Origin of the sequence: Flavobacterium sp. WC2430, from assembly GCF_040822075.1 — a bacterium.
In the GTDB taxonomy this organism is placed as follows: domain Bacteria; phylum Bacteroidota; class Bacteroidia; order Flavobacteriales; family Flavobacteriaceae; genus Flavobacterium.
Map to the genome: position 1 here is coordinate 1,911,345 of NZ_CP162007.1, position 20,972 is coordinate 1,932,316.

The 20,972-nt window shown below is 39.6% G+C and carries 10 protein-coding genes, 4 tRNA genes and 5 rRNA genes; 14 read left to right on the plus strand and 5 right to left on the minus strand.

The window, feature by feature from the left end; genetic code table 11:
- The first annotated feature begins 314 nt into the window (after positions 1 to 314).
- Positions 315 to 1,181, plus strand: a complete 867-nt coding sequence (locus tag AB3G36_RS08430) for a hypothetical protein (protein ID WP_367757851.1) — start codon at positions 315 to 317, stop codon at positions 1,179 to 1,181.
- A 138-nt stretch (positions 1,182 to 1,319) separates the two neighbouring features.
- Here the strand turns inward: AB3G36_RS08430 and AB3G36_RS08435 are convergent, their stop codons facing one another.
- From AB3G36_RS08435 to thrS, 5 genes are all read right to left on the minus strand, one after another.
- A complete protein-coding gene (locus tag AB3G36_RS08435) occupies positions 1,320 to 3,053 on the minus strand; it encodes an ATP-binding protein (protein ID WP_367757853.1) in 1,734 nt (577 codons plus the stop codon).
- Between the two features lie 163 nt (positions 3,054 to 3,216).
- A complete protein-coding gene (gene rplT / locus AB3G36_RS08440) occupies positions 3,217 to 3,561 on the minus strand; it encodes a 50S ribosomal protein L20 (protein ID WP_187019961.1) in 345 nt (114 codons plus the stop codon).
- A 179-nt stretch (positions 3,562 to 3,740) separates the two neighbouring features.
- Positions 3,741 to 3,938, minus strand: coding sequence for a 50S ribosomal protein L35 (gene rpmI, locus AB3G36_RS08445; protein WP_022827375.1), 198 nt, complete (start codon positions 3,936 to 3,938; stop codon positions 3,741 to 3,743).
- Positions 3,939 to 4,053: 115 nt separating this feature from the next.
- Entirely contained in the window at positions 4,054 to 4,551 is a 498-nt protein-coding gene (gene infC / locus AB3G36_RS08450) for a translation initiation factor IF-3 (protein ID WP_218058910.1), read from the minus strand.
- Between the two features lie 76 nt (positions 4,552 to 4,627).
- Positions 4,628 to 6,574 (minus strand): threonine--tRNA ligase, encoded by a 1,947-nt coding sequence (gene thrS / locus AB3G36_RS08455; protein WP_367757857.1) that lies wholly within the window; start codon positions 6,572 to 6,574, stop codon positions 4,628 to 4,630.
- A gap of 1,101 nt (positions 6,575 to 7,675) precedes the next feature.
- Here thrS and AB3G36_RS08460 point away from each other — a divergent pair.
- The 13 genes from AB3G36_RS08460 (at position 7,676) to AB3G36_RS08520 (ending at position 20,873) form a co-directional block, all read left to right on the plus strand.
- The gene (locus AB3G36_RS08460) at positions 7,676 to 7,840 is read left to right on the plus strand and encodes a hypothetical protein (protein ID WP_367753418.1); all 165 of its coding nucleotides are present in this window, start codon (positions 7,676 to 7,678) and stop codon (positions 7,838 to 7,840) included.
- 3 nt (positions 7,841 to 7,843) lie between these two features.
- Positions 7,844 to 9,357, plus strand: a 16S ribosomal RNA gene (locus AB3G36_RS08465).
- Between the two features lie 127 nt (positions 9,358 to 9,484).
- Positions 9,485 to 9,558: transfer RNA gene (locus AB3G36_RS08470), tRNA-Ile, on the plus strand.
- A 93-nt stretch (positions 9,559 to 9,651) separates the two neighbouring features.
- Positions 9,652 to 9,725: transfer RNA gene (locus AB3G36_RS08475), tRNA-Ala, on the plus strand.
- A 185-nt stretch (positions 9,726 to 9,910) separates the two neighbouring features.
- A 23S ribosomal RNA gene (locus AB3G36_RS08480) occupies positions 9,911 to 12,795 on the plus strand.
- 144 nt (positions 12,796 to 12,939) lie between these two features.
- Positions 12,940 to 13,049, plus strand: a 5S ribosomal RNA gene (rrf, locus tag AB3G36_RS08485).
- The 16S, 23S and 5S rRNA genes sit together here with 2 tRNA genes alongside, the layout of an rRNA operon.
- Before the next feature lie 150 nt (positions 13,050 to 13,199).
- On the plus strand, positions 13,200 to 13,562 hold the full coding sequence (locus tag AB3G36_RS08490) for a transposase (protein WP_367757859.1): 363 nt from the start codon (positions 13,200 to 13,202) through the stop codon (positions 13,560 to 13,562).
- Positions 13,563 to 13,575: 13 nt separating this feature from the next.
- A complete protein-coding gene (locus AB3G36_RS08495) occupies positions 13,576 to 14,529 on the plus strand; it encodes a transposase (protein WP_367757913.1) in 954 nt (317 codons plus the stop codon).
- A 1,201-nt stretch (positions 14,530 to 15,730) separates the two neighbouring features.
- Positions 15,731 to 15,895, plus strand: a complete 165-nt coding sequence (locus AB3G36_RS08500) for a hypothetical protein (RefSeq protein ID WP_367757861.1) — start codon at positions 15,731 to 15,733, stop codon at positions 15,893 to 15,895.
- A 3-nt stretch (positions 15,896 to 15,898) separates the two neighbouring features.
- Positions 15,899 to 17,412: ribosomal RNA gene (locus AB3G36_RS08505) — 16S ribosomal RNA — on the plus strand.
- Positions 17,413 to 17,539: 127 nt separating this feature from the next.
- Positions 17,540 to 17,613 (plus strand) — tRNA-Ile (locus tag AB3G36_RS08510).
- 115 nt (positions 17,614 to 17,728) lie between these two features.
- Positions 17,729 to 17,802 (plus strand) — tRNA-Ala (locus AB3G36_RS08515).
- Positions 17,803 to 17,988: 186 nt separating this feature from the next.
- Positions 17,989 to 20,873: ribosomal RNA gene (locus AB3G36_RS08520) — 23S ribosomal RNA — on the plus strand.
- The last annotated feature ends 99 nt before the right edge of the window (positions 20,874 to 20,972 follow it).

The following is a 20,972-nucleotide window of genomic DNA, read 5'->3' on the forward strand; positions in this document are numbered from 1 at the left end:
TGGCTGTATGATATTTAAAATCATATTTTGTATTTGACCAATCATGTCATTTGGATTGATTGTTTAGCTCTTGTGGGAAGTGAAGTGTAGCGTAACAGTATAATCTTATTTATACTTCCCGAATAAACGAGTGATACTGTTTAGCGACACTTTTAAAAACTAGTTTTGTACATTTGTTTTAATTACATGTTAAAACAAGAACTAATTCTGAAGCAAAGAAATGCTGTCTTTGGTGGTCTGTTGGCAAAGAATTCCGATGATTCCAATAATTCCGAAGGTTTCTATCGCCTTCTGTTTAATTCCGATAAATGCTTATGAAGAAAATTACTTTTGAAGAATATAAAAGTGCTATTAAAGCACATTACAAAGTATCAAAATTGGAGGACGTTTCGGGAATTTTATTAAATCCTACACCTGCTCAATTGCGAAACTTGTGTTTAATGAAATTTGAAAATGGCTTGACTAGTGCTGATGAAAATATATTTAGTTTATTCTTCCATGTAAAAGAAGGACAAGACTTAAGAAAAGCGATAGATAATTTTGATATTGGAAAATTCAAACCTATAATTTCATTTTTGAAAGCCGAAAAAGATTCTGATAATTCATCTAGGATTGAATTAGCAGCCATACTAGTTGATTTTTGCCCAAGGCCTTATAACAAGTATTTAAACTTGCAAAGTAGTAGTGAGGTAATTAAGCAAGGGGGTGCAACATTAGTTGAAAAGAAAAAGCTAGTTGCAGCTGGTTTTGGAATTGGTAAGGGATTAAGTAAGGAGAGTGGAGTAGTAGTGAATGGAAGCGTAAGAAAGAAAGTTACTATTTTTGTTGCAGTATTCTTATCGTTGTTTTTTATGGGGTATACTATAAAAGGAGTTTTTTTTCCAAATAAGGAGTGTATGCAGTGGATTGAAAATCATTATGAACCAGTGAGTTGTTCTGATGATAAATTAGGAATTGTTCATTCGGAAATAATTGTTCCCATTGATGACAAAGTGATAGGTTTAGTGAAGTTAAATTCAAGTGGGGAGCATGAATTTTTTAAGAATGAAAAAGTGCTGATTTGGTATTATAAAAGAAATGGAGTTATTGAACTTTTTAATGGTCCTGGATTCCATCCAGAGACGGGAAAGTCTTTAAAACCGATTACAAATTATATTATTAAAAAATACAGTTTAAAATAAACTAAAAGTTGTAGGAATATTTATTTAGACTTTTTATGAAAAATACAAGGAGGGGGTGGCTTGAAGTTCATTTTATAAAAAAAAACTTCTTGGTTTATTCATAAAATAAAATGGATAAATATTAAGTCATAATCCGTATTATACTGGAAATTTTATATTAACCGTAAAGCCTCTGCTTGATTTAGAATTGTAATCTATAGTTCCCTCTATGTCTTCAATACGTTTTTCAATATTTTCAAGACCATTTTTCTTATTGATCTTTTGATCTTTAACTCCAATTCCATTATCAGAGTAGTTAAGATCAATCGTATTGTTGTTTAACTTGAAAGAAATGACAACCAAATTGCAATTACTGTGCTTTTTCATGTTAACTAATAGCTCTTGTAGTACTCGATAGACTGTTATTTTTTTTGTGTTTTCAATTGATATCCAATTGATGCTGTCCAAACCACTAATTAATACATTGGCAATATCAGTGTTGAAATCAGTAATCATTTCTTTTAGAGTTGGTATAAAATTTATTCCAGTGTCGATATAACTGTTTTCTTTCGAAATATTGCGCGTTCTTAAATAGATTGTATCTAGGTTATGGAGTAATGTTTCTTTGTTGTTTTCTGTTGAAAGATCTTGTGTTTCAGCAAATGTTATCATTTGGTATAAATCATTAGCAAGTTCATCATGTAGTTTTTTTGCAATTTTGATTTCGGTTGTGTAAGCTGCTTGGATTTTTTCTCTTCTGTTTTTCGATTTTAAATAAAAATAGATTAATCCAGTTAAAATTAATATCATTAAAATTACAAAATAGAGTGCCTGAGTTTTACTCTTCTGCACCTGTAATTTTAAAATATCATTAACTTTTTGTTCTTTGAGTTTTAGGTTTTCGTCTTTTTCTTTCTTTGAATCGTATTTTATTTTTGCAAAATTATTCTTTGCAAGCTCACGTACAGTGGTTATACTGTCATTGATTTTTAAATAAAGTAATGAATATTTTTTTAAATCATTACCTGTGCTATTCTGTATAAGTAGTTTTAAGGATTCTAAACGTGAATCTACATTTTTTAATTTTGTTGATTTTCCATATGCTTTCAGAGCAAATTTACAAGATAGGGTTACATTTTTTGTTTTGTAATATTCAGCAATATGATAGAAACTACCAAGAAGTCCCCAATTGTTTTTATTATTTGCTCGTATTTCTAACCCTTGTTTCAAATAGAATAAAGCTTGATTATTTTTAGTTTTATCATATACATGGCCTAAATTATTTTTTACATTAGCATGTATTTCAGGATTATCAATAATATTTTTTTTCAAAAGTAACGCTTGATAAAGTTCAATAGCTTTTTCGTAATTTCCTTTCTCAGTATAGGCTATACCTATATTATTTAAAATTCCAAATTTTGTTGTCTCATCAGTTTTACTGTTGATTGCTTTTTTAAAATAATAGATTGCATTATCGTTCTCTTTAGTTATTAAGTAGTTATTACCAAGTCCAATGAAAACATTCGTTTCTCCACATGGGAATTTACCTTTATTTCCTATATAAGGTAGCGCTTCAATACTGGTGCTTTCACTTCCAGTATAATCACCTTGATTTCTTTGTATTTGAGCCAGCCAGCTTAAAGAATGTATAATCCTTGAAGTATCTTGTTTTATTTCGGCAGTATTTTTAGCTTTATTGTAATAGTAATAAGAGCTATCAAATTGTTGATTTTCGTAGAAATTGTGAGCAACTGATAAGAGCTTATCTATTTCGGTTAAGTCCTTCTTGTTGGTTATTATATTTTGATTTTTTTTCTCACATGAGGATTGCAATAGTATAAAAACAATTAGCAGTAAATTATAAAGATGAAATTGTAGCTTTTTTAGTGCCATATTGCGAAATTACTAATTTATATTTAATTATAACACTAACTAATCTGTCAATCCGACTATTGTTATCTAGTCAATTTAAGACCCTTTTAAACACAAAAAACCCCAATCTTACGATTGAGGTTTCTATATAAGTAAGTAGTCTTAAATTGAGTTGATAAAACGTTTATTTTACTTTATTAAGTATTGCTTTGAAAGCTACTGGGTGGTTCATAGCCAAATCTGCAAGAACTTTACGGTTCAATTCGATATTGTTCTTTTTCACTTTACCCATGAATTGAGAATAAGACATTCCTTCCAATCTAGCTCCAGCGTTAATACGTTGAATCCATAATGCACGGAAATTTCTTTTATTCACTTTTCTGTCACGGTAAGCGTAGCACATTGCTTTCTCTACCGCATTCTTAGCAACTGTCCAAACGTTTTTACGTCTACCAAAGAAACCTTTGGCTTGCTTCATTATTTTTTTTCTTCTTGCTCTTTTAGCAACTGAATTTACCGATCTTGGCATAATTTTTATGTGTTTTTGTAGCAGGCGGCTTGAATTGAATCAAAAGCACTTAATGGCCATACTCCAAGGTTATTTTAAATTGTTTTAACCTAAAGAATTTCTTTAGTCTAATGTTTTAAAAGTCAAATGTAAAAAGCCAGTAGACTTTAAAATTTTAAGACTTTCTAACTTTCGACTTATTAGATGATTCTTAATTGTTGTTTGATGCTTTTCATATCTGTTTTGTGAACTAACGCTGAATGTGTCAAAGCTAATTTACGTTTTTTAGATTTTTTAGTCAAGATGTGACTTTTAAAAGCATGCTTTCTTTTAATCTTTCCAGAACCAGTAACTTTAAAACGTTTCTTGGCGCTAGATTTGGTTTTCATTTTAGGCATTTTTTCCTAGTGTTTTAATTTATTCTTACTTACTTATCTTCTATTCTTAAAGACGAAAGTCTTAAAGTCATAAAGTAAAGACTTTAGACATTAGAACTTTCGACTTTCGACTTATTTATTTTTTCTTCTTTGGAGCAATGAACATAATCATTCTCTTTCCTTCTAGTACTGGCATCGCTTCTACTTTACCATACTCTTCTAGATCAGTAGCTAGTCTTAACAATAAGATTTGCCCTTGGTCTTTATAGATAATAGAACGTCCTTTAAAGAATACAAAAGCTTTTAGCTTCGCACCTTCTTTTAAGAATTTTTCAGCATTCTTTCTCTTAAACTCATAATCGTGCTCATCTGTTTGAGGACCAAAACGAATTTCTTTTACAGTTACCTGTGTAGATTTTGCTTTTAAGATTTTATCACGTTTCTTTTGCTCGTAAACAAATTTCTTGTAATCCATAATCTTACATACTGGCGGCTCAGCATTTGGTGAAATTTCAACTAAATCTAGTTCAAATTGATCCGCTAAACGTAAAGCTTCAGAAAGTTTAAAAACTCCTGGCTCTATATTTTCACCTACAAGACGTACTTCTTGTATACCACGAATGTTGTTGTTGATTCTGTGGGCATCCTTTTTTTCTACGCGAGGTTGGTAACCTCTGTTGCTTCTTATTGCTATGACTTTATAATTTAAGTTAAACTGTAAATACTTTTAATGTTTTTTTAATCTCTTCATCTACAATAGCAGCAAATTCTTCTATTGTAATGGTAATATTCCCTTTTCCTTCCTGTCCATGACGACGGATAGATATAGTTCCGTTTTTCTCTTCTTCTTCACCTACAATCAACATGAATGGGATCTTCTGCATTTCAGCATCTCTAATTTTCTTCCCAATCGTCTCGTTTCGGTTGTCAATGAGGGCGCGAATTTCGTGATTTTCTAGCAAATCTAAAACTTTTTTGGCATATATTTCATATTTCTCACTCAAAGACAATATTATAGCCTGTTCAGGCATTAACCAGAGTGGGAAATTTCCTGCAGTATGTTCTAGTAAGATGGCTATAAAGCGCTCCATAGATCCAAACGGTGCTCTATGAATCATAACGGGTCTATGTAATTCGTTGTCAGATCCTTTGTAAGTCAAGTCAAAACGTTCGGGAAGGTTATAATCTACCTGAATAGTTCCTAATTGCCATTGTCTGCCAAGAGCATCTTTCACCATGAAATCTAGCTTTGGACCATAGAAAGCGGCTTCGCCATATTCTACTACAGTGGTCAAGCCTTTATCTGCTGCAGCATTGATAATTGCATTTTCTGCTTTCTCCCAGTTTTCATCTGTTCCTATGTATTTTTCTCTATTCTCTTTGTCTCTTAAAGATATCTGAGCAGTAAAGTTTTCGAATCCTAATGAACCAAATACATAAAGTACTAAGTCAATTACTTTTTTAAACTCTTCGTCAAGCTGTTCTGGAGTACAAAAAATATGAGCATCATCCTGAGTAAAACCACGCACACGGGTTAAACCATGCAACTCTCCACTTTGCTCATATCTGTAAACAGTACCAAATTCAGCATAACGCTTTGGTAAATCTTTGTAGGACCATGGTCTCACATTGTAGATCTCACAGTGATGAGGGCAGTTCATTGGTTTCAATAAAAACTCTTCTCCTTCGTGAGGAGTGCTTATTGGTTGAAAACTATCTGCTCCGTACTTAGCATAATGTCCAGATGTAACATACAATTCTTTCTGTCCAATATGCGGTGTAACCACTTGTTCGTAACCTGCTTTCTTTTGTGCTTTCTTCAAGAATTGCTCTAAGCGCTCTCTCAATGCAGCTCCTTTAGGTAGCCATAACGGTAAACCTTGTCCTACTTTTGCTGAGAAAGCAAATAATTCTAATTCCTTACCTAATTTTCTATGGTCACGTCTTTTTGCTTCTTCAAGTAATAATAGGTACTCAGTTAAATCCTTTTGTTTTGGGAATGATGTTCCGTAAACACGAGTTAACTGTTTGTTCTTTTCATCACCACGCCAGTATGCACCAGCAACACTCATGATTTTCATCGCCTTGATTATTCCAGTATTTGGAATATGTCCACCACGGCATAAGTCTGTAAAGGTATCATGATCACAAAACGTAATTGTTCCGTCCTCAAGATTTGTAATCATTTCTGTTTTGTAAACATTGTCTTTGTATAATTCCAAAGCTTCTGCTTTAGTTACTGGACGCAATTTAAATTCATGTTTTCCTCTTGAAATTTCAAGAACACGGTCTTCAATTTTCTTAAAATCTGCTTCTGTGATTTTTTGCTCTTCAAAATCTACATCATAATAAAACCCATTAGCAATTGCAGGTCCAAGAGTTAATTTAATACCAGGGTACATTTCCTCAAGAACTTGTGCCATCACGTGTGAAGTCGAATGCCAAAAAGCTTTCTTTCCTCCTTCGTCATTCCATGTATATAATATAAGGCTACCGTCCGTCGTCAAAGGAGTTGTGGTTTCAATAGTTGTACCATTAAAAGAAGCCGAAATTACATTTCTAGCAAATCCTTCGCTAATGCTTTTAGCAACATCCATAGGAGTTGCGTCTTGCGCATACTCTCTAACTGACCCATCGGGCAAAGTAATCTTAATCATTGTTTATTAATTTAAGAATGCAAATATAAACATTACAAAAATACATACAATATATATATAAGGTTTGTTCCATATAATATAGGTGTAATACTAAAATGGAGTGTTTTGTACTGTTGATCCCTTATGCATATAAAGTAAGGGAGGGTTTTTAGGAGCTATTTCCTGCTATTCGCTACAATCTACCTCGCCGTACAACGGCTCAGTAGGATTTTCACTTCTATCAGGGCTAGGGCAAGGTGCGCTATAAATTTTCGATTTCAAAAATTGTTTTTGTTACCTATATATAAGGATAGGCTGTTTACTAGATATTGTAGCTCAAGGTGCAGCGTTATACCTCTAGTTGATAAAGGCCTTTTAATTATATAAAGTACTAGTGTAGTACTTGTTTCTCATCATATAAGTCATATAAGGTATTTACGAAAAGCTTATATGTTTATAAACAGCAAAGCGTAAAACCAAAAAGCGCCACAATAAACATCCGTAGAGTCTTTTTTTTCTTCGGAGAGGGCCAGGTAGAGGATAATTTCTTCCAGCTTCTATGATCTTCTATAACTTATATGGTTCAAGTCTAACAATCCGAATCAAAACCCATAATCAACAAGGACTAAAACAAAACTTATATGACTTATATGTTAGAGAAAAAACCATGGCAACCGTGCAAACATTACAATCCCTAAAAGATTTGCCCTACAATTTTAAAAAACCGCAAACCAACCCCATATTCAAGTTCTACATTTCCAATGTGTTAAAAATAAATCGCAAATAAAGCAAAGAAAAGAGATTAAAAAGTATTGAATAACGGTTTAAAGAGTCTACTTTTGCACCCGCAACAACGTAGACGTTCTTTCAAATACTGGCAAGCAAACGAAACAAAGCAGAAAATTTATTTTCAAAAAAAGTTTCAAAAAAGCTTGTGAGATTTAAAAGTGATAGTTACTTTTGCACCCCGCTAAACGCGCAACGTTCCTTGATAAGCTGATGAGAGAAGAGAAGAAAAGAAAGATTAATTTTTCTAAAAAAACTTCAAATTTTTCTTGCCAGATAAAAAGAGAAGTTGTACTTTTGCACCCGCTTCAAGCGACACGTTAAGTGTTGCTACGATTGGCAAACAAGATAAGACACGTTCCTAGACATATTGAATTGACAGCCGTTTTTGAGAGAGATTTCAAAGACAAAAGAATAAGAGTAATAGAATTGAGAGATTTGAAAAAACCACTAGACCTTCAGTCAAAAATAAATAGAGAATCATTTATGGTTCTCGCATAATATACGATGAAGAGTTTGATCCTGGCTCAGGATGAACGCTAGCGGCAGGCTTAACACATGCAAGTCGAGGGGTATAGTTCTTCGGAATTAGAGACCGGCGCACGGGTGCGTAACGCGTATGCAATCTACCTTTCACAGAGGGATAGCCCAGAGAAATTTGGATTAATACCTCATAGTATAATTGAATGGCATCATTTAATTATTAAAGATTTATCGGTGAAAGATGAGCATGCGTCCCATTAGCTAGTTGGTATGGTAACGGCATACCAAGGCTACGATGGGTAGGGGTCCTGAGAGGGAGATCCCCCACACTGGTACTGAGACACGGACCAGACTCCTACGGGAGGCAGCAGTGAGGAATATTGGACAATGGGCGCAAGCCTGATCCAGCCATGCCGCGTGCAGGATGACGGTCCTATGGATTGTAAACTGCTTTTATACGAGAAGAAACACTCCTTCGTGAAGGAGCTTGACGGTATCGTAAGAATAAGGATCGGCTAACTCCGTGCCAGCAGCCGCGGTAATACGGAGGATCCAAGCGTTATCCGGAATCATTGGGTTTAAAGGGTCCGTAGGCGGTTTAGTAAGTCAGTGGTGAAAGCCCATCGCTCAACGGTGGAACGGCCATTGATACTGCTAGACTTGAATTATTAGGAAGTAACTAGAATATGTAGTGTAGCGGTGAAATGCTTAGAGATTACATGGAATACCAATTGCGAAGGCAGGTTACTACTAATATATTGACGCTGATGGACGAAAGCGTGGGTAGCGAACAGGATTAGATACCCTGGTAGTCCACGCCGTAAACGATGGATACTAGCTGTTGGGAGCAATCTCAGTGGCTAAGCGAAAGTGATAAGTATCCCACCTGGGGAGTACGAACGCAAGTTTGAAACTCAAAGGAATTGACGGGGGCCCGCACAAGCGGTGGAGCATGTGGTTTAATTCGATGATACGCGAGGAACCTTACCAAGGCTTAAATGTAGTTTGACCGGTTTGGAAACAGACTTTTCGCAAGACAAATTACAAGGTGCTGCATGGTTGTCGTCAGCTCGTGCCGTGAGGTGTCAGGTTAAGTCCTATAACGAGCGCAACCCCTGTTGTTAGTTGCCAGCGAGTCATGTCGGGAACTCTAACGAGACTGCCAGTGCAAACTGTGAGGAAGGTGGGGATGACGTCAAATCATCACGGCCCTTACGCCTTGGGCTACACACGTGCTACAATGGCCGGTACAGAGAGCAGCCACTGGGTGACCAGGAGCGAATCTATAAAACCGGTCACAGTTCGGATCGGAGTCTGCAACTCGACTCCGTGAAGCTGGAATCGCTAGTAATCGGATATCAGCCATGATCCGGTGAATACGTTCCCGGGCCTTGTACACACCGCCCGTCAAGCCATGGAAGCTGGGGGTGCCTGAAGTCGGTGACCGCAAGGAGCTGCCTAGGGTAAAACTGGTAACTAGGGCTAAGTCGTAACAAGGTAGCCGTACCGGAAGGTGCGGCTGGAACACCTCCTTTCTAGAGCCTTAGTGTTAGCTTATTTATAAGCACGGTAGGGAAAGAGACGAAAAGAGAAAGTGGAAACAAAGATTAAGAATTTATTACTCTTGCTGTTAGTTCAAATAATACAATTTAAGAATAAGAGTGTCTCGTAGCTCAGCTGGTTAGAGTACTACACTGATAATGTAGGGGTCGACAGTTCGAGTCTGTCCGAGACAACTATTTACTTAAATACAAAGAAGAAATTCTAGAGTTGAGGGGTTATGAAATATTTCATAATTCATAATTCACAATTCATAATTAAAAAAGATTGGGGGATTAGCTCAGCTGGCTAGAGCGCCTGCCTTGCACGCAGGAGGTCAACGGTTCGACTCCGTTATTCTCCACAAATCAAAAGTTTATGTGTTGATTTGTTAAATCGGTTAAACGATTAAACGAAAAAAAACGATTAAGCGATTGAAAAAAGTTCATTGACATATTGAGATAAGAAAAATATAAAAGTAGAAAGCGTTTTTTACTATTTATAGTAAAAAACAAACAAAAACGGTCTTAATTAATTTTAAGATTGGTACAATAAGCAAAATAAGGGCGTATGGGGGATGCCTTGGCTCTCAGAGGCGATGAAAGGCGTGATAAGCTGCGAAAAGCTACGGGGACGGGCACACACCGATTGATCCGTAGATACCTGAATGGGGCAACCCACTAGATTGAAGATCTAGTACACCGATAGGTGGGCAAACCCGCTGAACTGAAACATCTAAGTAGGCGGAGGAGAAGAAAACAAAAGTGATTCCGTAAGTAGTGGCGAGCGAACGCGGATTAGCCCAAACCAATGTTGTTACGGCAATGTTGGGGTTGTAGGACCACGATATTCAATGTAAAACGAACTAGAATCTACTGGAAAGTAGAACCAAAGAGGGTGATAGTCCTGTATAGGTAAGTGATATAATTGATAGTGGTATCCTGAGTAGGGCGGGACACGAGAAATCCTGTCTGAATTTGGCGGGACCATCCGCTAAGGCTAAATACTCCTGAGAGACCGATAGTGAACCAGTACCGTGAGGGAAAGGTGAAAAGAACCGTGAATAACGGAGTGAAATAGATCCTGAAACCATACGCTTACAAGCGGTCGGAGCCCCTTCGTGGGGTGACGGCGTGCCTTTTGCATAATGAGCCTACGAGTTAACGTTGCTGGCAAGGATAAGTGGTTAAGCCACGGATCCGTAGCGAAAGCGAGTCTGAATAGGGCGCTTTAGTCAGTAGTGTTAGACGCGAAACCGTGTGATCTACCCATGGACAGGTTGAAGCTGTGGTAACACATAGTGGAGGACCGAACCCGTTGACGTTGAAAAGTCTTGGGATGATCTGTGGGTAGGGGTGAAAGGCCAATCAAACTCGGAAATAGCTCGTACTCCCCGAAATGCATTTAGGTGCAGCGTTAGTTATAAAGTTATATAGAGGTAGAGCTACTGATTGGATGCGGGGGCTTCACCGCCTACCAATTCCTGACAAACTCCGAATGCTATATAATGTTCACTAACAGTGAGGGCTTGGGTGCTAAGGTCCAAGTCCGAGAGGGAAAGAACCCAGACCATCAGCTAAGGTCCCCAAATATATACTAAGTTGAAAGAACGAGGTTTGTCTGCATAGACAGCTAGGATGTTGGCTTGGAAGCAGCCATTCATTTAAAGAGTGCGTAACAGCTCACTAGTCGAGCGGACGAGCATGGATAATAATCGGGCATAAGTATATTACCGAAGCTATGGATTTACAATTTATTGTAAGTGGTAGGGGAGCATTCTCACAGGGTAGAAGGTGTATCGTAAGGTATGCTGGACCGGTGAGAAAAGAAAATGTAGGCATAAGTAACGATAATGCGGGCGAGAAACCCGCACACCGAAAGACTAAGGTTTCCACAGCTATGCTAATCAGCTGTGGGTTAGTCGGGACCTAAGGCGAACCCGAAAGGGACAGTCGATGGACAACGGGTTAATATTCCCGTACTACTGTTAACTGTGATGGGGTGACGGAGTGATGAAAGTGCCGCGAACTGACGGAATAGTTCGTTGAAGTACCTACCTATAAGACCCGCAGGCAAATCCACGGGTTTTGGGGAAATACGATAGTACTCGGCGTCTTCGGACAAAGAGATAGTGCACCTAAGGGCTTCCAAGAAAAACCTCTAAACTTCAGGTTAATAGTACCCGTACCGCAAACCGACACAGGTAGTCGAGATGAGAATTCTAAGGTGCTCGAGAGATTCATGGCTAAGGAATTAGGCAAAATAGACCCGTAACTTCGGGAGAAGGGTCGCCAGCAGCAATGCTGGCCGCAGTGAAGAGGTCCAGGCGACTGTTTATCAAAAACACAGGGCTCTGCAAAATCGTAAGATGAAGTATAGGGCCTGACACCTGCCCGGTGCTGGAAGGTTAAGTGGAGATGTTATCTTCGGAGAAGCATTGAAATGAAGCCCCAGTAAACGGCGGCCGTAACTATAACGGTCCTAAGGTAGCGAAATTCCTTGTCGGGTAAGTTCCGACCTGCACGAATGGTGTAACGATCTGGACACTGTCTCAGCCATGAGCTCGGTGAAATTGTAGTAACGGTGAAGATGCCGTTTACCCGCAGTGGGACGAAAAGACCCTGTGCACCTTTACTATAGCTTAGTATTGACCTTGGATAAATGATGTGTAGGATAGGTTGGAGACTGTGAAGTGGCGTCGCTAGGCGTTGTGGAGTCATTGTTGAAATACAACCCTTTGTTTATCTGAGGCCTAACCCCGCGTTTGCGGGGGACATTGCTTGGTGGGTAGTTTGACTGGGGTGGTCGCCTCCAAAAGAGTAACGGAGGCTTCTAAAGGTTCCCTCAGTACGCTTGGTAACCGTGCGTAGAGTGCAATGGCATAAGGGAGCTTGACTGAGAGACATACAGGTCGATCAGGTACGAAAGTAGAGCATAGTGATCCGGTGGTTCCGCATGGAAGGGCCATCGCTCAAAGGATAAAAGGTACGCCGGGGATAACAGGCTGATCTCCCCCAAGAGCTCATATCGACGGGGGGGTTTGGCACCTCGATGTCGGCTCGTCACATCCTGGGGCTGGAGAAGGTCCCAAGGGTTGGGCTGTTCGCCCATTAAAGTGGCACGCGAGCTGGGTTCAGAACGTCGTGAGACAGTTCGGTCTCTATCTACTGTGGGCGCAAGAAATTTGAGTGGATCTGATTCTAGTACGAGAGGACCGAATTGGACAAACCTCTAGTGTATCTGTTGTCACGCCAGTGGCATGGCAGAGTAGCTACGTTTGGAAGGGATAAGCGCTGAAAGCATATAAGCGCGAAACCCACCACAAGATGAGATTTCTTTTAAGGATCGTGGGAGATGACCACGTTGATAGGCTATAGATGTAAAGGCAGTAATGTCATAGTCGAGTAGTACTAATAATCCGTAAGCTTATGTACACCTTTCCAGCCTCGCAAGAGGCTGGGGAAACTTTCTAAAAAAATACTTTTTTCTTTATCTCAGTATGTTAAGATATTGTTCAATTGATTTTTATCATAAGATAAATGATCATTGAAAAATTGCCCAAAGCAATTATAACTTCTTAAGGTGGTTATTGCGGCGGGGCTCACCTCTTCCCATCCCGAACAGAGTAGTTAAGCCCGCCTGCGCAGATGGTACTGCAGTTATGTGGGAGAGTATGTCGTCGCCTTTCTTTTGAGAACCCTATTCATTTATGTGAATAGGGTTTTTTTGTGCGCAAAAAAATCGATTTTTCTTCAAGGAATGGATATTAGAAGGATCAAGTCTAAATGTTGTGGGGAAATATTAAATTAAGATATTTGTATTTATAAATTTAATACAAATGCAAGATTCTTTTGTTGAACTTCTCAAGTTATTGTTACCAGAAATTATAGTTGATTATTTTGAACTTACTTCATATAAAAAAGGGGAAGAAATTCTTCATCTTTATTTAAAAGAGATTAATTCGATTCCAAAAGAATATCGTCAAAACAAATTAAGTTCAAAAGGATTCTTTGATGAGATAACTGTTCAAGATTTTCCAATCCGTGGACATCAAGTTTATCTACATATCACCCGCAGAAGATGGCTTAACGAAGATAGTGGACAAGTTGTATTTAGGGATTGGGATTTAGTAGCAGACGGAACTCGGGTAACACAGGAGTTCGCGTCTTTTTTAAAAGAAATCAATAGATTCCAAGCCTAATGATTGCAATGCTATTGCTTCTTTCTACGGTGTAAGCGGTAAGAATCTGCAACATCATTACAAAGATTTCTTAAGTGATTTTAAAATCTGGAATCAAAAACCACACGCAAAAGAATGGCTTATTTTTCCTGAAAACATTGGAAAAAGACTGTCATTGGACGAAACCTCACTATCCAACGGTGAGCTCTATACAATTCTAACTAATAAAGCAGCAAAAGGTAGAAAAGGAACCATCGTTGCAATGGTTGCTGGAACTAAAGCTGAAACAGTAATCGCTATCATTGAAAAGATACCTCTTAAACAACGAAATCTAGTCACAGAGATAACCCTAGATATGGCAGGAAATATGGGGTTAATTGCCAAGAAATGTTTTCCTAATGCAACTCGTGTCATCGATAGATTCCACGTTCAAAAATTGGCCACAGAGGCCTTACAAGAAATCAGAATCAAATACCGTTGGCAAGCAATAGATCAGGAAAATGAAGCTATAGAAAAAGCCAAGGAAAACAAGAAAAAGTTCGAATCTGTAGTGTTGACTAACGGGGATACACTTAAACAATTACTAGCCAGAAGTCGCTATTTCTTATACAAGAATAAATCAAAATGGTCTGAAAATCAATTACAACGTGCCCATTTATTATTTGAATTATATCCTGATATCAAAGAGGCTTACAATCTATCTCAAGGATTACGCAACATTTTTGAAAGTACAGCCGATAAAATAATCGGTTTTGCTAGACTTGCAAAATGGCATGAAAAGGTAAGTCAATCTGGGTTTAAGTCTTTCAATACAATATCTCGAACCATAATCAATCATTATCAAAACATATTGAACTATTTTGATTATCGAAGCACAAATGCATCAGCTGAATCTTTCAACGCCAAAATAAAAGCGTTTAGATCTCAATTTAGAGGTGTTAGGAACATTGAGTTTTTCCTTTTTAGACTAACAAATATTTATGCTTAATTTTTGTTGCTCCACAGGTTTTGGGATTGATCCTATTAGAAAAGAAATAGTAACTAGAATCCTAATGATTTATGTGTTTTCAGAACAATATATCTAATCCAACCGTAGTTCGGCAGATTTTGCTATGTAAATCACCTTTTTTTCTGAATATAAAAATGTACCAAAGCAGTAAATATTAGATTTTGGTATGGGTAATAGTTTTATTATTTATAGTGACGAAAGCATTTGCTATGTAATGAAGTGGTTTTTGATTGAGATTAAATAAGGGAATATCAACTTAATATATTTTAGTCTGACAATTGACTTTAGTTTAATTTATTCTCTAGTAAATAAGTCAATAGGAACATAAACGAAAATCTCACTCAATTATAACACTAAAGGTTTGGAGTGTATTTTTACTGCAAACAATTTACGGGTATTTTTGAATGATTCGATGACAGTATCCGATTTTCGTGGTCAGACTAAAAAAATCAGACCTCTCAAGGGTTCATCTAATTGTTATTGAAATTTGAATGGAACAGGAGTTGTCTAAAGTGGATTTCTTACTTTCATTTTGCATTCTTTTAAAAGAATATTTTTGGATAAGAGCTACGAGAGTATTGCTTTGTTATGTCAATGAAGCGCGGTTTGGGTAAAGATTGGAACTGGTTGCTGACGATTTTAAGGACTTGCTTTGCTTTAGGGAGTTGCTACTGTCTGTTTTTGGTTTTTGATTTAGGGTTGATCAGACTTTAAAAGGGGCTTGGGCGTATCTCATATGGTCATTCTTTTTTTAGAGAAGCTTTTTTTGGATAAAATACGATTGAAAGAGCGGAGTTAGTCTGTCTTGTTAGGACGATAGAAGTGCTATTGGGAAAGGCTATATTTTGCGGAGGTAGTTCAAACTGCTTTATTAAAGCTTCTCTGTCGATAAGGGAGTATTGGATGGATAAAAAAAAACTTTATTTAAAATACGGGTTTTCAACAACTTAAAAACAAAGTTACGAAAAGGTTAAAAAAAAGGTATTAAAAGTATTGAATAACGGTATAAAGGTGTTATTTTTGCACCCGCAACAACGCAGACGTTCTTTAAAATACTGGCAAGCAAACGAGATTAATCAGGAAATTTATTTTCTAAAAAAGTTTCAAAAAAGCTTGTGAGGTTTAAAAGTAATATCTACTTTTGCACCCGCTTCGAGCGGCACGTTAAGTGTTGCTACGATTGGCAAACAAGATAAGACACGTTCCTAGACATATTGAATTGACAGCCGTTTTTGAGAGAGATTTCAAAGACAAAAGAATAAGAGTAATAGAATCGAGAGATTTGAAAAAACCACTAGACCTTCAGTCAAAAATAAATAGAGAATCATTTATGGTTCTCGCATAATATACGATGAAGAGTTTGATCCTGGCTCAGGATGAACGCTAGCGGCAGGCTTAACACATGCAAGTCGAGGGGTATAGTTCTTCGGAATTAGAGACCGGCGCACGGGTGCGTAACGCGTATGCAATCTACCTTTCACAGAGGGATAGCCCAGAGAAATTTGGATTAATACCTCATAGTATAATTGAATGGCATCATTTAATTATTAAAGATTTATCGGTGAAAGATGAGCATGCGTCCCATTAGCTAGTTGGTATGGTAACGGCATACCAAGGCTACGATGGGTAGGGGTCCTGAGAGGGAGATCCCCCACACTGGTACTGAGACACGGACCAGACTCCTACGGGAGGCAGCAGTGAGGAATATTGGACAATGGGCGCAAGCCTGATCCAGCCATGCCGCGTGCAGGATGACGGTCCTATGGATTGTAAACTGCTTTTATACGAGAAGAAACACTCCTTCGTGAAGGAGCTTGACGGTATCGTAAGAATAAGGATCGGCTAACTCCGTGCCAGCAGCCGCGGTAATACGGAGGATCCAAGCGTTATCCGGAATCATTGGGTTTAAAGGGTCCGTAGGCGGTTTAGTAAGTCAGTGGTGAAAGCCCATCGCTCAACGGTGGAACGGCCATTGATACTGCTAGACTTGAATTATTAGGAAGTAACTAGAATATGTAGTGTAGCGGTGAAATGCTTAGAGATTACATGGAATACCAATTGCGAAGGCAGGTTACTACTAATATATTGACGCTGATGGACGAAAGCGTGGGTAGCGAACAGGATTAGATACCCTGGTAGTCCACGCCGTAAACGATGGATACTAGCTGTTGGGAGCAATCTCAGTGGCTAAGCGAAAGTGATAAGTATCCCACCTGGGGAGTACGAACGCAAGTTTGAAACTCAAAGGAATTGACGGGGGCCCGCACAAGCGGTGGAGCATGTGGTTTAATTCGATGATACGCGAGGAACCTTACCAAGGCTTAAATGTAGTTTGACCGGTTTGGAAACAGACTTTTCGCAAGACAAATTACAAGGTGCTGCATGGTTGTCGTCAGCTCGTGCCGTGAGGTGTCAGGTTAAGTCCTATAACGAGCGCAACCCCTGTTGTTAGTTGCCAGCGAGTCATGTCGGGAACTCTAACGAGACTGCCAGTGCAAACTGTGAGGAAGGTGGGGATGACGTCAAATCATCACGGCCCTTACGCCTTGGGCTACACACGTGCTACAATGGCCGGTACAGAGAGCAGCCACTGGGTGACCAGGAGCGAATCTACAAAACCGGTCACAGTTCGGATCGGAGTCTGCAACTCGACTCCGTGAAGCTGGAATCGCTAGTAATCGGATATCAGCCATGATCCGGTGAATACGTTCCCGGGCCTTGTACACACCGCCCGTCAAGCCATGGAAGCTGGGGGTGCCTGAAGTCGGTGACCGCAAGGAGCTGCCTAGGGTAAAACTGGTAACTAGGGCTAAGTCGTAACAAGGTAGCCGTACCGGAAGGTGCGGCTGGAACACCTCCTTTCTAGAGCCTTAGTGTTAGCTTATTTATAAGCACGGTAGGGAAAGAGACGAAAAGAGAAAGTGGAAACAAAGATTAAGAATTTATTACTCTTGCTGTTAGTTCAAATAATACAATTTAAGAATAAGAGTGTCTCGTAGCTCAGCTGGTTAGAGTACTACACTGATAATGTAGGGGTCGACAGTTCGAGTCTGTCCGAGACAACTATTAAACTTAAATAGATTCTGAAATAAATTCAGAATAAAAGGAAATTTTAGAAGTATGAGTATGAATTATACATTAATTCAAAATTCACCATTCATGATTTAAAATTTGAAACGGGGGATTAGCTCAGCTGGCTAGAGCGCCTGCCTTGCACGCAGGAGGTCAACGGTTCGACTCCGTTATTCTCCACAAATCAAAAGTTTATGTGTTGATTTGTTAAATCGGTTAAACGATTAAACGAAAAAAAACGATTAAGCGATTGAAAAAAGTTCATTGACATATTGAGATAAGAAAAATATAAAAAGTAGAAAGCGTTTTTTACTATTTATAGTAAAAAACAAACAAAAACGGTCTTAATTAATTTTAAGATTGGTACAATAAGCAAAATAAGGGCGTATGGGGGATGCCTTGGCTCTCAGAGGCGATGAAAGGCGTGATAAGCTGCGAAAAGCTACGGGGACGGGCACACACCGATTGATCCGTAGATACCTGAATGGGGCAACCCACTAGATTGAAGATCTAGTACACCGATAGGTGGGCAAACCCGCTGAACTGAAACATCTAAGTAGGCGGAGGAGAAGAAAACAAAAGTGATTCCGTAAGTAGTGGCGAGCGAACGCGGATTAGCCCAAACCAATGTTGTTACGGCAATGTTGGGGTTGTAGGACCACGATATTCAATGTAAAACGAACTAGAATCTACTGGAAAGTAGAACCAAAGAGGGTGATAGTCCTGTATAGGTAAGTGATATAATTGATAGTGGTATCCTGAGTAGGGCGGGACACGAGAAATCCTGTCTGAATTTGGCGGGACCATCCGCTAAGGCTAAATACTCCTGAGAGACCGATAGTGAACCAGTACCGTGAGGGAAAGGTGAAAAGAACCGTGAATAACGGAGTGAAATAGATCCTGAAACCATACGCTTACAAGCGGTCGGAGCCCCTTCGTGGGGTGACGGCGTGCCTTTTGCATAATGAGCCTACGAGTTAACGTTGCTGGCAAGGATAAGTGGTTAAGCCACGGATCCGTAGCGAAAGCGAGTCTGAATAGGGCGCTTTAGTCAGTAGTGTTAGACGCGAAACCGTGTGATCTACCCATGGACAGGTTGAAGCTGTGGTAACACATAGTGGAGGACCGAACCCGTTGACGTTGAAAAGTCTTGGGATGATCTGTGGGTAGGGGTGAAAGGCCAATCAAACTCGGAAATAGCTCGTACTCCCCGAAATGCATTTAGGTGCAGCGTTAGTTATAAAGTTATATAGAGGTAGAGCTACTGATTGGATGCGGGGGCTTCACCGCCTACCAATTCCTGACAAACTCCGAATGCTATATAATGTTCACTAACAGTGAGGGCTTGGGTGCTAAGGTCCAAGTCCGAGAGGGAAAGAACCCAGACCATCAGCTAAGGTCCCCAAATATATACTAAGTTGAAAGAACGAGGTTTGTCTGCATAGACAGCTAGGATGTTGGCTTGGAAGCAGCCATTCATTTAAAGAGTGCGTAACAGCTCACTAGTCGAGCGGACGAGCATGGATAATAATCGGGCATAAGTATATTACCGAAGCTATGGATTTACAATTTATTGTAAGTGGTAGGGGAGCATTCTCACAGGGTAGAAGGTGTATCGTAAGGTATGCTGGACCGGTGAGAAAAGAAAATGTAGGCATAAGTAACGATAATGCGGGCGAGAAACCCGCACACCGAAAGACTAAGGTTTCCACAGCTATGCTAATCAGCTGTGGGTTAGTCGGGACCTAAGGCGAACCCGAAAGGGACAGTCGATGGACAACGGGTTAATATTCCCGTACTACTGTTAACTGTGATGGGGTGACGGAGTGATGAAAGTGCCGCGAACTGACGGAATAGTTCGTTGAAGTACCTACCTATAAGACCCGCAGGCAAATCCACGGGTTTTGGGGAAATACGATAGTACTCGGCGTCTTCGGACAAAGAGATAGTGCACCTAAGGGCTTCCAAGAAAAACCTCTAAACTTCAGGTTAATAGTACCCGTACCGCAAACCGACACAGGTAGTCGAGATGAGAATTCTAAGGTGCTCGAGAGATTCATGGCTAAGGAATTAGGCAAAATAGACCCGTAACTTCGGGAGAAGGGTCGCCAGCAGCAATGCTGGCCGCAGTGAAGAGGTCCAGGCGACTGTTTATCAAAAACACAGGGCTCTGCAAAATCGTAAGATGAAGTATAGGGCCTGACACCTGCCCGGTGCTGGAAGGTTAAGTGGAGATGTTATCTTCGGAGAAGCATTGAAATGAAGCCCCAGTAAACGGCGGCCGTAACTATAACGGTCCTAAGGTAGCGAAATTCCTTGTCGGGTAAGTTCCGACCTGCACGAATGGTGTAACGATCTGGACACTGTCTCAGCCATGAGCTCGGTGAAATTGTAGTAACGGTGAAGATGCCGTTTACCCGCAGTGGGACGAAAAGACCCTGTGCACCTTTACTATAGCTTAGTATTGACCTTGGATAAATGATGTGTAGGATAGGTTGGAGACTGTGAAGTGGCGTCGCTAGGCGTTGTGGAGTCATTGTTGAAATACAACCCTTTGTTTATCTGAGGCCTAACCCCGCGTTTGCGGGGGACATTGCTTGGTGGGTAGTTTGACTGGGGTGGTCGCCTCCAAAAGAGTAACGGAGGCTTCTAAAGGTTCCCTCAGTACGCTTGGTAACCGTGCGTAGAGTGCAATGGCATAAGGGAGCTTGACTGAGAGACATACAGGTCGATCAGGTACGAAAGTAGAGCATAGTGATCCGGTGGTTCCGCATGGAAGGGCCATCGCTCAAAGGATAAAAGGTACGCCGGGGATAACAGGCTGATCTCCCCCAAGAGCTCATATCGACGGGGGGGTTTGGCACCTCGATGTCGGCTCGTCACATCCTGGGGCTGGAGAAGGTCCCAAGGGTTGGGCTGTTCGCCCATTAAAGTGGCACGCGAGCTGGGTTCAGAACGTCGTGAGACAGTTCGGTCTCTATCTACTGTGGGCGCAAGAAATTTGAGTGGATCTGATTCTAGTACGAGAGGACCGAATTGGACAAACCTCTAGTGTATCTGTTGTCACGCCAGTGGCATGGCAGAGTAGCTACGTTTGGAAGGGATAAGCGCTGAAAGCATATAAGCGCGAAACCCACCACAAGATGAGATTTCTTTTAAGGATCGTGGGAGATGACCACGTTGATAGGCTATAGATGTAAAGGCAGTAATGTCATAGTCGAGTAGTACTAATAATCCGTAAGCTTATGTACACCTTTCCAGCCTCGCAAGAGGCTGGGGAAACTTTCTAAAAAAATACTTTTTTCTTTATCTCAGTATGTTAAGATATTGTTCAATTGATTTTTATCATA